Below are 12,771 nucleotides of genomic sequence, written 5' to 3'. Positions count from 1 at the left end.
AAAAAGTGAAAACTAATTTTTTTGTATTATTGTAACATCTTTCAAAGTGGCATGTTTTGACCGATAATACTGGCATGGTCACTCCGAAATAGCCAAGAGGTAATATAATTGAGTATGATGTTGTAATATATTTATAGTTTATGGCGTTTGACCTTAGTCAAAATAGTACTCTCCAATTTAAACTATCTCAAATAAGTTGGTTCAGTAAAGAATATTACTATTATATGAAAGTGAAAACAAAGAAAGGATTCCATCCTAAAAAAGTATATCTTTTAGATGAGTTGTGATTGGCAGAAGATAAAATTTTTTAATACCACCTTGCTCTTTTATATTCCATATTTATATCTTCAATTGAAGTTCGAACTTCTTTATTTGCTAAAGAAATTCTAGCTTTTAATCTATTTCGTTTATTCTCTAATCTATTGTTAATTGTTTTCATCCGACACCATTTACATCCACAATTTAACGAATGATTTTTGCTTAGGTAGTTTGTTCCTCTGTATACCCAGCCAAAGGAATCCCATAATTTCTTTCTTTTTACAGCGTAATGACGGTCTTTGTTAGTAAGCATTATAAAGCAATAATTAAATTATATTTCAAAATTTGCAAAGTTTTTAAATTCATGATGTTCGCCCAAATGTACATATCCAAGCTGATTTGTAACTAATTTTGTTCTATTAATTTCTTTTTCAGGCATATTATCATGATGATGACCATATATCCAATAATCAACATCTAGGTCATAAATTAATGTATGTAATTCTGATACAAAAGCAGGATTGATAATTGATGTTTTGTATTTCTCAGGATTACACAGCTGACTTGGAACATGATGAGTAACAATTATTTTTTTAGAGGCATTAGAATTGAGAATTGATTGCATAAGAAAAGCAATACTTTTTTCATGTAATCCATTAAAAATGTCTGTATTCAAAGCTTTTCCATGATATTTGATTTTATAAAAGTCACTTACATTATTTTCAATATAAAGAGATTTATCAACTGGTATTCTTGACCACAAAGTACTAAAAAAGAATTCCACTCCTTCAATAGCAATAGATGTGTTGTTAACCATCCATATATTTTCCCTTATGGATACAAACACAGGCTTGTCTATAATCCTTAAATCTTTTCCTGTATAAAACTCATGATTTCCTGGAACATAATATACAGCTTTAAAATGTTCTGATATATAATCAAAGAAAGAGTGTTTAAAATGCTTCTTACCCCAATAAGTTATGTCACCAGCCAGGACTAGTATATCTCCAACTGGATTAATTGGATTTTTATGAAGATACATATTATTCTGGAAAAACTCTAGATGTAGATCGGAACAATATTGGATTACCATAAGGGAAAAAAGAATTTAAATTTAAACAAATTAAATAAAAAGTTTAATTGTCAGCAATGATTTACTATTTTTGGAGCTGAAATATAGATATAATTATTGCGTCACTGACGCTTCTCGCTAGACAAAACGACCAATTTTTAAGCACGAGAAGTCAGAAAGTGAATGCACCTGATATGGGTGTGTTCCTTTCGCTTATTAAATGCTTTAGGTGCTTGGTCGTACCTGTCTAGTTTAATATAGCAAAGGTTTCACGCCCACCTTCATTTTTAGGGGTTCGTGAACCATTTAAGGAACGAGCCTATGACCAGTTATCAATTTGATGAATCAAATATTCAACCTTATTTTAAAGGTTTATCACATACGCAGCTTGTAGAGATAGTTTCTCACTTTCATAATAAAGATTTAACTCTTTCTAAGATAATAGAAAATTATAATCTTGGACAGGCAACGTTCGCTCAATTCCTAAAACTTTTACCGCCACTTTTACTTTCAGATAAAAGCTGTGCTGAATGTGTGGTACTACCTCTTATTAGACATATTAAAAGGGGTAAACTATCAGGGGCATTTTGTCCTTCTTGTGAAAAGGTGGTATTATCAGATGTAGAAGTTCATAAAAAGTTTTTTCCAGAATCAAGCCACAAGAACAAGAAAAGTAAAACAAAACAATTATCAAGTATCAAAATAATTTCAATATCCAAAGCAAAATATGAATCTTTAGATATTGATGTAAAACTGTTTTTACATTATTTAATTGATAAAGGCATATCAAAGGACTACACAGTTATTAATGGCAAGAATCTAAGCACTGATGTACTGGTTCCTAATGTGCGATATCAAGAATATTTAATGACAACACTTGGAGCAGAGGGCTATTATCCACATGAGGTTAATATTAATATAGACCCGGAAATAGCACACTGGTATTTTAAGTCTGGTACATTATTTCCCTTTCACCTAGATGAAAAATTTGTCCTTTGGAGGAAAATAGCTGTACAGGAAGTAGTAGAAATTTTCTTTGGAACTTTGGAATCAAAAGGACTTATTACAGATCAAGGTGCTGCAGTAGTTCCTATTATGGAAGATCTAATAAGGATATATTCAGTGGGTCAGTTAATCAATTTAGTATGGCAGTCATTTAACTCATGGTATAATAAATACTTAAAAAAGAGTAGTGATAAAATGCACATAGCCAATATGATTATTTACACCTGTCAAAATAGGGGAGAATATAAAAAACAAAGATGCCAAAAGGTTCTGTGCTATGATAGGCCAGAAACATACCCACAATCAGAATTATCAAAATATCTTTTCAATGATGTTTTGAAGATTGGCGATAAGGGATTTACGAAAATTCCATGTCCATCAGAGTTGTATTCAAATCCAAATATTGTAGTTCAAAGTAGAACAATCACATTTAATTAATATTATAACAAACAAATGAACCTAATTAAAATTTTTACTACTGCATTGCTAATTGCAAGTACCCTGTTGCCAATTAAGGTGAATGCACAAAAATTCAAAAAATCAGAAGAACCATTCACCGCAAGCAACGGAAAAACGTATCATATAGGAGATTCGATAATTATTACTAGTCCTGCAGATTTTAGTAATAGATATGTATGCTATAAGGTAGGAAATAAACTTCAGGAATCACAAGTGGCGATTAGGGAGTCTGTGCTTGAGAAAGGTGAAATGGTTGATATCAGATATACCAAATGTGCTATAAAGCAATTTAGGCATTATGAGAATGAAGGCACCTATGCTGTAGTTGATAAGCTTTTTAATTGGGCTATAAATATAAATAAAGGTATAGAAATGGGAGAAATAGCCAGTGACAAATTGATTGAGTTATACAATAAACCGCAAAGCTTTTCTAAAGAAAAAGCATTTTTAGCCACCTTAAGTGAGACTATTGACAATAACGATGTCAAAGAATACCTGTACCGGTTTTATAGAAATGAGTACAAACAAAATTACCAGGATGAATTCGCTTTTAATTCATTAATCTCTAGCAAAAAGAAAGAGCTTGCCGCTAAGGCTAAGCAGTATGACGGAAATAAAAAGTTCTTTGCATATATAAACCAGGAATTTGGCACATATGATTTTGATTCTAGTTCATACCCTATTGTCTGGGATGGGAATTATATCCATCTTATGGATGATACTACAGAAGGTATTATGGCGAAGGATATTAATGATGAAAGAATAGACTTCTCTGATATTGCTATTTACATTGATAATACTGAAGAGTTCGCAAGTTTTTCCTTCCCCCAGGAAAGAGCCAAATATTTAGTTAACCACAGAAAGGCCTCAAATGGTAAAATTGACAGATCTCTTTATATGGGTGTTCAATTTGAAATTGAGAGTATAGCCAGTGAAGAGTGGTTGAAAAATCATGCTGTTAAAGACATGACAAAGAAAATATTGATTTGCAATCTGAAGAGAGTTGATTTATTTGAGGATAAGGCTTGTGAAGCGAATTACTTGTTTACTATTGAAATATAAAAGATAATTTTAAGTGGGTCTGAATATCAGATTCACTACTTTTTGGTTTTTGGGAGGCAACGGCCTCCCATTTTTTTATTCATTAAAACTTATGAAAAAATATACAGTAAAACTAATAGCGCAATTAGAAGGTAGTTTGTGTCTACGCTTGCCTGATAAAGTCATTAACGAATATGGTTTTGATGCAAATGATCATGTTGAACTTACTTCCCTAAAAAAAGGTGTTTGCTTTATTAAACCAAGGAAAATCGATATAAACTAGATGATTTTATTAAAAGGTATTAGCAAAAATAATCTTCATGATGAGATTGATTTTGGAGAGATTCAAGGAAGTGAAGATTGGTAATATTTGTTTAAGAAATAAATTATGTCCTGACATTGTATGAATGCAGAAGATGTCAACTCCAAACAAATAACTATAAAGGTAAATATCATTGAATGTGAAGATTTATACTTGAATGTGAAACTTACTTGTAAAGAATTAGTTTCCTATTTACGTGAGATAGCATAAATAGGAAGTATTAAACCGATTGATACGATTTTCTCCTCAAATTTTATATCATAAGAATAATTAGAAAATGATATCAATAAAGTAATCCTGAGGATTTAATAGTACCTTGTACAATGTCACTTTGAAGAAATGAAAAGCACCTATCTTAAAGGAGTTAAGGAACCATTAATAGAAATTGTTGATGATATTATAAAATAATAATCTATATATAATTTATGATATTTTATTATATTTAGCTATTAATCCGTATAAGGATAGGTTTGGTTAAAAATAAAAGAAGCATTTTCAAAACCTATGGAAATGCTTTTTTTGTTTTACCAAGAAACCTATTAGAAATAGAAAATTGTAATAAACAGGCAGTATAACATTTTAATTTAAGAGAAAAGAAACTCCCAGTTATACATAACCAGGAGTTCTTAATCTATTTATTAATTCTTTTCTTAATTAATTGATTCATCTAAAGCCTTACCCGGTTTGAACTTAGCCACTTTTTTAGCTGCTATTTGGATTTCTTTCCCTGTTTGAGGATTTCTACCCGTACGAGCTGCACGTTCGCTGATCGAAAAGGTACCAAATCCAATTAATTGAACACTATCGCCTTTAGCTAATGCATTTTTAATTGCTTCTGTTGTTGCTTTTAATGCTTTTTCTGTATCTACTTTAGACAATCCGCTTTCTGAAGCTATTGCGTTTACAAATTCTTGTTTAGTCATCTTATTTTATTTGATTGAGTTATATTACCTGCACAATATAAATGTTATTTCATTAATTAACGAATTCAATATATTATTATTGTGGTGTATATCGTACTCTTTTCCCCCTTAAATGGGGTTTGGTGATACTTATAAACCCCAGTTTGGTGATACATTAAGTTGTAATCTTATCTATAGTTTTAGTTATTAACATATAAGTTTTTTATACTCATCAATCCAATCATTAAAAAATACAATAGACTTTGTATAAATTGAAAAATTAAGAAATATTTGCAAATTCAAATGTTTTTTTGAAGTTTGTATCGAGTATTGGTTTTAACCATATTCTTTTTCATAAGAAATTTATACAGAGAAAAATATGAAAGCTAAGTTAAGTAATAGTGATTCAAATTTAGTTGAAAAAAATAAAGAATTACTCCGCAAGCTTAAAAGTGTATGATTTTCCTTTGCTGGTTTGTATGTCATATTCATAAACGGGCTTGATGCTTGTTCCTTTTAGCTCTGCTTGCGATGAAATAACAGGTGTTTCTATGGGTTGAAATCTATAGAAATCATTTTTGTTATCACCTTTGGCCATGCTGATGCCTTTACCTTCAATTTTATTGTAGGTTCTTAATCTAAGGTTTCCTCCGAGTTTTGATTTAATTGTTACGGTATGTATTTTATTGTTTTTCCATTCCATATTTTCAATTTCAAATCCTCCACGGGCTCTTAAACCCGAAACCATTCCCTTTTCCCATACCTCGGGCAGGGCAGGCAGCAGGCTAAGTGCACCATCGTGGCTTTGGATAAGCATTTCAGCAATACCTGCTGTACACCCAAAGTTTCCATCGATTTGGAAGGGAGGGTGGGCATCAAACATATTGCAGTAAGTTCCTCCATCAGGATCTTTTATGGTAGCATTTGCAGGTTTTAAATTTAATTGGTTCTGTATTAGTTTATATGCGTGATCACCATCCAGAAAACGGGCCCAGAGTACAACTTTCCATCCCATAGACCAGCCCCTGCTGGCATCGCCTTTCCCGATTAAAGTATTTTTTGATGCTTCAAAAAGTTCAGGAGTTTTAAATGCGGAAACCTGTCTTCCGGGATATACACCCCATAAATGTGATATATGACGGTGTTTATCATTTTTCCGATCCCAATCTTCTATCCATTCTTGTAATTGGGTATGTTTTCCAATTTGCATAGGAGGAAGTTGAGACCTGATTTTATCTAGCTGAGCTGTAAATTCAGTATCAATATTTAATAAATGGGCGGCATCAATTGTATTGGATAATAAATCAAAAATCATTTGATTGTCCATGGTAATACCAGCAAAAACACTGCACCTTTCTCTATGGCTGCTGCCATCAGCTCTTATCTCTTCATAAAAATGCAAGCCAGGTGTGTGTTCAGGGGAAATGGATGGGGATGCAACCAGATAGCCTGTGTTTTTATCCTTAATCAGGAAATCCTGATAAAATTCGCTGGCACTTTTTAAAATAGGATATACATCTTCTAAATAGGCTTTGTCTCCTGAAAAGAGATATTTTTCCCATAAATGGGCACAAAACCATGCATTGCAGGTAGGCCATACACCTGCAGTTTTATCAACAGCTCCGGTCATTCTCCATAAATCTGTATTGTGATGAAGTGTCCATCCTCTGCAATCGTACATCTCTGATGCTGATTGTTTCCCTGTAATACTTACATCCTTAACCATTTGGATAAAAGGTTCATGGCATTCACTTAAATTGGTTATTTCAGCAGGCCAATAGTTCATCTCAACATTGATATTCGTGGTGTATTTACTGTCCCATGCCGGATATTGGCCCGAATTGGGATTCCAAATTCCTTGCAGGTTTGCAGGTTGTGTTCCCGGTTGCGATGAGCTTATCAACAGGTATCTGCCAAATTGAAAGTAGGTGGAAACTAAATCAGGATCATAGCTGCTTGAAAATTCCCGGATTCTTACATCTGTTGGTTTTAAAGTTTGTGCTGATTTTCCTAAATCAATCTTAACCCTGTTAAATTGTTTTTGATATGCAGATATATGGTCGGATTTTGCCTGTTCATAATCTTTAGTATAGTCAGTCTGGAATTTTCGGGCTTTACTTCTGGCATTACCTGAAATATCCTGATAGTTTTTAAAGTTTGTTGCTACAGATATATAGATTGTTGCTTCATCAGCATTTTTAACTAAAATGCTATTGGAGTTTATTGCCTGTGAACCACCTTGCGATTTTACTTTAATTTGAGCATTGAAGTTTAATAAGTTTAAGATGTTTTCTTCTTTTTCTCTAGTGCATTTGCCGGTTACTTCAAGTAATTCGTTTTGATTATCAAGTGTTGAAGTAGCCACGGATACCATATGCTTTTTTAAAGGGCCTGCAAACGAGGTGTTAAAGCTAATTGCCCCTTTTTTGTCTGATGTTATACGGATGATTATTAGCTGGTCAGGGAAGGACGTAAAAACTTCACGTTTATACATAACACCATTGACTTTATAGGTCATTTTTGCTATGGCTGTTTTCAGGTCTAGTTCACGGTTAAAATCCGTAAAGTTTTCATGTCCGGGGAAATCTAAAACAAGGTTGCCAATTGATTGATAAACCTGGCCGTGAGAAGTTGTTTTTCTGTCAGCAATAATATCTTTAAGAGCTAGCTTTTGAGCTTCAATATAGTTGCCGTTTTCAATATGTGTTTGAATTGTTTTCAGGCTTTTTTTTGCGTTGGGATTAACATTTTGGTAGGGGCTGCCTGACCAAAAAGTGTCTTCGTTTATTTGAATGGTATCTTTTGACGGAATCCCATATACCATAGCTCCCAACCTTCCATTTCCCAATGGCAAAGCGTCTGTCCAGGCTTTGGATGGTGTATCGTACCATAGTGTTAATTCGTTTTGTGAAAAGAGGTTATAACACGTTATTAAAGCGATTAAGCTGAGAATAATTTTTTTCATAATGACTTTTTATCGTTTTTGTAGTTTTGGTGCCCAGTTATCATTGCCTTTTAAAACATTTTTTATTGAGTATAGCTTTGCTTCATTAGGCATAAGTTCTCGTAATCCGGCCCATTTAGCCCTTTGGGAAATATCTGAGCTCGCACCTGTGTTTTTGTATTCGTATAAATGCAAGTCTGTGCTTGTTGGGGCATAATCCATATGCCATAAAGTAGGCCACCCTATGGGATTTATCTTTTCTCCTATTTCACATTTTATCCAGGCAACTTTGGGGTAATTATGCCATGGCCTCCCTAAACTGATTAATTGATTGTCATCTTTAGGTCTTGGGCTGTTGTTTGCGAATGTGAGTTTGCATTTATAAAATACAAAGCCATAGTTTTGTTCTTTAGGTGTACTTGGAGCTGTTATCCATCCACCACCGTAACTGCGGATTTCACACGAATCGAAGAAACCAATTCCTGAGCCATAGATATAGTCTGTCCGGCCTAAAATTAAGCAGTTTTTAAAGTAGCTCCTGGTCTGGTTTTTACCTAACAGCATGGTGTCCTGATAACTAAGAAAGGCGCAATTGTAAAATGCATTTTTATCGGATGTTATAAATATGGCCAAGGCCTGACCGACAGCTCCTGCTGTGTTTTGGAAAGTAATGTTTTCTGCCTGAAACCCATCTCCTTGGATGGTTATAGATGCTGAAGTCCTAATGGCTTGCCCGGTCCACCTGGCAGCATCCTCTGCAGGACATTTATTGTTAAACCCTCCTTTACAATCATAAATATGGTAACTAATAATTGTTTTGTCGCGGCTTTCTCCCCGAAAAGTAATATTCGTTTTATCCTCAGGGATTAAGATTTTTTCTGTATCGTACAATCCATTTTTGATAAATATCACAGTTCGTTCTTCCTGATTACTTTTTATAGCATTAATAGCTTCCTGTATGCTCGAAAAGTTTCCGGTTCCATCTAAAGAAACTGTAATAAAACATTCAGAATTGTTTATGGCATATGATGGAAAATAAGCACATGCCAATAAGATGATTAGTAAAAATGGACGTAAGGTCTTCATTTTCTTTTTGTTTTTATTGTTATGAATATGACTTGTTACTAATTAGTGATTGAAAGAAAACTCGTTTTATCCCAACCCACACCCTCCAACTCTCTAAAGGGAGAATCTCAACCCGAACAGTGTGATTGGCTTCCCCTTTAGAGCCTGTCCCGATCAAACGGGAGGATATAGGGGTGAACGGTGGGGGGCATATAAAACAGATGTTTTCTTGCATAAACTAATTAACAAAAGTAGATTGTAGATTGGTATATAGGCGGTTGTGTTTTGCAGAAAAGAAAGGGGCATTTTACTATTGACTATAGCGGTTTGTTAAATGACCCTTTCTTTGGGATGATTTATCCCCGTGTTTATAGTAAATACTCTATAACTTTGTATGAAAATATTTTAAATCTTTTTATGATAATGTACAGAATAAATATTCTACTCGTAATTGCTTTTTTATTTGGTGTATCCACAAAAATATCAGCTGAAAATTATCCTCACAGAAGTGATGTGTTGTGGGTAACAACTCCGGATCATTCCAATTGGCTGTATAAAACAAATGAAATGGCAAAAATTTCAGTTGCTGTTTACCATTATGGAATACTACAAGATACACTTACTGTAAATTACAGTATAGCTCCGGATATGATGGAGTCTGACAAATCAGGATCTGTAAAAATCAAAAATGGAATAGCTTCTATTAACATGGGGACATTAAAGTATCCTGGTTTTCTGGATTTGAATTTGAAGATAAACCTGAATGGCAAAGAATACAAACATCATATTAAGGTAGGATTTGATCCTGAAAAGTTAACCGCTTATACTAAAATACCTTCAGATTTTGATTCCTTCTGGGAAAATGCAAAAGAAGAAGCTGCAGCATGTCCAATGAAAGTGGAACGTACTTTTGTTCCTGAATATTCAAGCGATAAAGTAGATTGCTATTTGGTAAAAATACAAGCTTATGAAAAAGGGCGATATGTTTATGGCTATTTATCAATCCCCAAAAAAGAAGGTAAGTTCCCTGTGGTTTTCTCTCCACCGGGAGCAGGTATTAAACCTATGAATCCTTTAAAAGATATTTTTTATGCCGAAAGCGGATTTATTCGCTTTGATATGGAGATTCATGGTATCAGGCCAGATCTTGAGCGTAAAGATTATGATGAGATTAATAGTGCATTTGGCAATAAGCATAATAGCTATCTGGTTAACGGATTGGATAACAGGGATAATTATTATATGAAGAAAGTTTACTTATCATGTGTCAGGGCTCTTGATTATTTAACATCATTACCTGAATGGGACGGTAAAAACCTGATAGCACAAGGCGGAAGTCAGGGGGGAGCATTGGCTCTGATAACAGCGGGTCTTGACTCCCGGGTTACAGCTTGTGCAGCAAATCATCCGGCTTTAAGTGATATGGGCAGATATAAAACAGGTAAAGCAGGAGGGTATCCTCATTTATTTACAAAATTTGATGGGATGGACACTCCCGAAAAATTGAAAACCGTGCAGTATTTTGATGTTGTAAATTTTGCCCGAAAAATTAGAGTTCCAGTATTTATGACATGGGGGTATAATGATAATGTTTGTCCCCCAACAACAAGTTATATTGTATATAATACCCTAAACACTAAAAAAGAATCGTTAGTTACCCCCGTAAATGAACATTGGATTTCGCAAACCACACGTCATTCTATTTTAGATTGGATCCGAACACAATTAAAATAAATTACTATGAGTTTAAAAACAACTACTGTAATAATCTGTTTTTTATTTTTTGCCTCAATTGCGGGTGCGCAAACAAAAACGCCGGCTTTTCCGGTTGACACCAGTTATACGGTTGCAAACCAGTTGCGGAAATATCAAAAATATTACCCATATTTATTGGCAGCGGAGGATGAGTTATATAAAGGTGTAATTGAGTATAGAGATGTGATCTATACAACACTAAAAAAAACAAAGTATGGTAAACGCGATCTGCATTTAGATATATTCCGTCCAGAAAAAGAAGGAGAATACCCTTCCATCATTCTTGTTCACGGAGGTGGCTGGAGATCTGGCAACAAGTCACTATTAGTGCCAATGGCACAAATGATTGCCAAAAGAGGTTTTGTGGCTATTGCTGTAGAATATCAAATGGCTTTGGAAGCGCCTTATCCTGCTGCTGTTCATAATATAAAATCTGCAATACGATGGATGCGTGCTAATGCTGAAAAATATAATATTGATCCTGAAAGAATTGCTATTTCCGGCACATCAGCCGGAGGTCACCTGGCTTCTTTAGTGGGATTAACCAATGGAGTAGAAAAATTTGAAGGAACTATGGGAAATGAATCCCACTCCAGTTTTGTACAGGCAATTATTGATATTGACGGAGTGCTGAATTTTATGGCTCCTCTTTCGTTAAACAAAGAAAGGCGTGATGATTCTCCGGACGTTCAATGGATAGGTGGACAATTTAAAGATGTTCCTGAGCTATGGAAAGAAGTATCACCAATATACTGGGCTAATGAAAACTCAGTTCCAATGTTGTTCATCAATAGTGGTTATCCCAGATTCCATGCAGGGCAGGATGAGTTAATTGGTATGTTAGATGAATGGGGAATATATAACGATGTGGTAAAGTTTAAAGTGCGTATGCATACGTTCTGGTTGTTTCATCCATTTATAGATGAAACAGTGGATTATATGGTGGATTTTATGAACAAAGTAATGAAGTAGGAATTATGAAATGGATATTAAATAAAGTTTTTGGAATAATTATGCTGACTTTCCTGTTAAGTGTAACAGTATCAGGGCAGGATAAAGTTATTGTTGCCGCTGATGGAAGTGGGGATTATAGTACAATTCAGGAAGCATTGAATCACTGTAAAGCATTTAGAGATTATGAACAGGAGATTTTTATTAAGGATGGAATTTATCACGAAAAGGTTCTTGTAGATTCATTTTTGACAAATATAAAACTGATAGGGGAAAGTAAGGAAAATACGATAATTACTTACTCAGATCATGCCGGAATGCCTGGTGTTGGGACTTTTAATAGCTATACAGTGAAAGTGTTAGGCGATAATATTACGATGGTTAATTTAACAATTGAAAATGCATCAGGTGAAGTAGGACAGGCAGTAGCCTTACATGTAGAAGGTGATTTGTTTGAAATTAAAGACTGTAATCTACTGGGAAATCAAGACACATTATATGCAGCAGGAAAAAATAGTCGTCAGTTATTTAAAGACTGTTTTATAGATGGGACGACTGATTTTATTTTTGGTGCAGCCATTGCTGTATTTGAAAACTGTACGCTACATAGTAAACGAAATTCATATATAACAGCCGCAAGCACTACAAAGGATCACAAATATGGTTATGTTTTTAAAGGCTGTAAACTAACTGCAGAAGAAGGAGTAGATAAAGTGTACCTTGGGCGACCATGGCGGGATTATGCCAATGTAGTTTTTATTGAATGTGAAATGGGGGCTCATATTGTACCGGAAGGCTGGCATAATTGGGGGCAACCCAATAGGGAGAAAACTTCTTTTTATGCTGAATATAACAGCAAAGGTACTGGTGCAAATGTTGAGAAACGGGTTAAATGGTCGCACCAGTTAACTAAAAAGCAGGCAAAGCAATATTCAATTGATAATATCTTTAGGTTTGAAGTTGAGATGGACTAATGAATAAACTGTAACTTGAAATA

General features: G+C 34.2%; 11 protein-coding genes. 6 read left to right on the top strand and 5 right to left on the bottom strand.

Translation table 11 applies throughout. The features are described from left to right. Positions 1-307: 307 nt before the first annotated feature. Positions 308-571 (bottom strand): hypothetical protein, encoded by a 264-nt coding sequence (locus OM075_RS16070; RefSeq protein WP_301191557.1) that lies wholly within the window; start codon positions 569-571, stop codon positions 308-310. Between the two features lie 18 nt (positions 572-589). After that, positions 590-1,351 carry a metallophosphoesterase gene (locus OM075_RS16065; protein WP_301191556.1) on the bottom strand — a complete coding sequence of 254 codons (762 nt, stop codon included), beginning with the start codon at positions 1,349-1,351 and terminating at the stop codon, positions 590-592. Between the two features lie 300 nt (positions 1,352-1,651). On the opposite strand from OM075_RS16065, the gene OM075_RS16060 reads away from it, so the two are divergent. The 3 genes from OM075_RS16060 to OM075_RS16050 all read left to right on the top strand — a co-directional run bounded on the left by OM075_RS16060 (position 1,652) and on the right by OM075_RS16050 (position 4,118). Next, complete coding sequence (locus tag OM075_RS16060) at positions 1,652-2,773, top strand: hypothetical protein (protein ID WP_301191555.1); 1,122 nt, start codon at positions 1,652-1,654, stop codon at positions 2,771-2,773. A gap of 15 nt (positions 2,774-2,788) precedes the next feature. Then, the gene (locus tag OM075_RS16055) at positions 2,789-3,856 is read left to right on the top strand and encodes a DUF4852 domain-containing protein (protein ID WP_301191554.1); all 1,068 of its coding nucleotides are present in this window, start codon (positions 2,789-2,791) and stop codon (positions 3,854-3,856) included. Positions 3,857-3,947: 91 nt separating this feature from the next. Then, entirely contained in the window at positions 3,948-4,118 is a 171-nt protein-coding gene (locus OM075_RS16050; protein WP_301191553.1) for a hypothetical protein, read from the top strand. A gap of 689 nt (positions 4,119-4,807) precedes the next feature. Here OM075_RS16050 and OM075_RS16045 read toward each other — a convergent pair. The 3 genes from OM075_RS16045 to OM075_RS16035 form a co-directional block, all read right to left on the bottom strand. After that, positions 4,808-5,080, bottom strand: a complete 273-nt coding sequence (locus tag OM075_RS16045) for an HU family DNA-binding protein (RefSeq protein WP_301191552.1) — start codon at positions 5,078-5,080, stop codon at positions 4,808-4,810. Between the two features lie 412 nt (positions 5,081-5,492). Beyond that, positions 5,493-8,024 (bottom strand): glycoside hydrolase family 95 protein, encoded by a 2,532-nt coding sequence (locus OM075_RS16040; RefSeq protein WP_301191551.1) that lies wholly within the window; start codon positions 8,022-8,024, stop codon positions 5,493-5,495. A 9-nt stretch (positions 8,025-8,033) separates the two neighbouring features. Next, positions 8,034-9,089: a pectinesterase family protein gene (locus OM075_RS16035; protein ID WP_301191550.1), complete on the bottom strand. Its 1,056-nt coding sequence runs from the start codon at positions 9,087-9,089 to the stop codon at positions 8,034-8,036. A 402-nt stretch (positions 9,090-9,491) separates the two neighbouring features. On the opposite strand from OM075_RS16035, the gene OM075_RS16030 reads away from it, so the two are divergent. Genes OM075_RS16030 through OM075_RS16020 form a run of 3 tightly spaced genes read left to right on the top strand, consistent with a single transcriptional unit; the run spans position 9,492 to position 12,748 of the window. Then, positions 9,492-10,802: an acetylxylan esterase gene (locus OM075_RS16030; RefSeq protein ID WP_301191549.1), complete on the top strand. Its 1,311-nt coding sequence runs from the start codon at positions 9,492-9,494 to the stop codon at positions 10,800-10,802. Positions 10,803-10,808: 6 nt separating this feature from the next. After that, positions 10,809-11,795, top strand: a complete 987-nt coding sequence (locus tag OM075_RS16025; RefSeq protein ID WP_301191548.1) for an alpha/beta hydrolase — start codon at positions 10,809-10,811, stop codon at positions 11,793-11,795. Positions 11,796-11,800: 5 nt separating this feature from the next. Next, positions 11,801-12,748: a pectinesterase family protein gene (locus OM075_RS16020; protein WP_301191547.1), complete on the top strand. Its 948-nt coding sequence runs from the start codon at positions 11,801-11,803 to the stop codon at positions 12,746-12,748. The last annotated feature ends 23 nt before the right edge of the window (positions 12,749-12,771 follow it).

It is taken from the genome of Plebeiibacterium sediminum (assembly GCF_026013605.1).
Lineage (GTDB): Bacteria > Bacteroidota > Bacteroidia > Bacteroidales > Marinilabiliaceae > Saccharicrinis > Saccharicrinis sediminus.
Note: the sequence above shows the minus strand (reverse complement) of the source record. Positions and strands in the feature narration are given on the sequence as shown.

Excerpts from the sequence above, each read along its gene's own strand:
- OM075_RS16070 (WP_301191557.1), bottom strand. The coding sequence starts at position 571 with ATGCTTACTAACAAAGACCGTCATTACGCTGTAAAAAGAAAGAAATTA.
- OM075_RS16065 (WP_301191556.1), bottom strand. The coding sequence starts at position 1,351 with ATGGTAATCCAATATTGTTCCGATCTACATCTAGAGTTTTTCCAGAAT.
- OM075_RS16060 (WP_301191555.1), top strand. The coding sequence starts at position 1,652 with ATGACCAGTTATCAATTTGATGAATCAAATATTCAACCTTATTTTAAA.
- OM075_RS16055 (WP_301191554.1), top strand. The coding sequence starts at position 2,789 with ATGAACCTAATTAAAATTTTTACTACTGCATTGCTAATTGCAAGTACC.
- OM075_RS16050 (WP_301191553.1), top strand. The coding sequence starts at position 3,948 with ATGAAAAAATATACAGTAAAACTAATAGCGCAATTAGAAGGTAGTTTG.
- OM075_RS16045 (WP_301191552.1), bottom strand. The coding sequence starts at position 5,080 with ATGACTAAACAAGAATTTGTAAACGCAATAGCTTCAGAAAGCGGATTG.
- OM075_RS16040 (WP_301191551.1), bottom strand. The coding sequence starts at position 8,024 with ATGAAAAAAATTATTCTCAGCTTAATCGCTTTAATAACGTGTTATAAC.
- OM075_RS16035 (WP_301191550.1), bottom strand. The coding sequence starts at position 9,089 with ATGAAGACCTTACGTCCATTTTTACTAATCATCTTATTGGCATGTGCT.
- OM075_RS16030 (WP_301191549.1), top strand. The coding sequence starts at position 9,492 with ATGTACAGAATAAATATTCTACTCGTAATTGCTTTTTTATTTGGTGTA.
- OM075_RS16025 (WP_301191548.1), top strand. The coding sequence starts at position 10,809 with ATGAGTTTAAAAACAACTACTGTAATAATCTGTTTTTTATTTTTTGCC.
- OM075_RS16020 (WP_301191547.1), top strand. The coding sequence starts at position 11,801 with ATGAAATGGATATTAAATAAAGTTTTTGGAATAATTATGCTGACTTTC.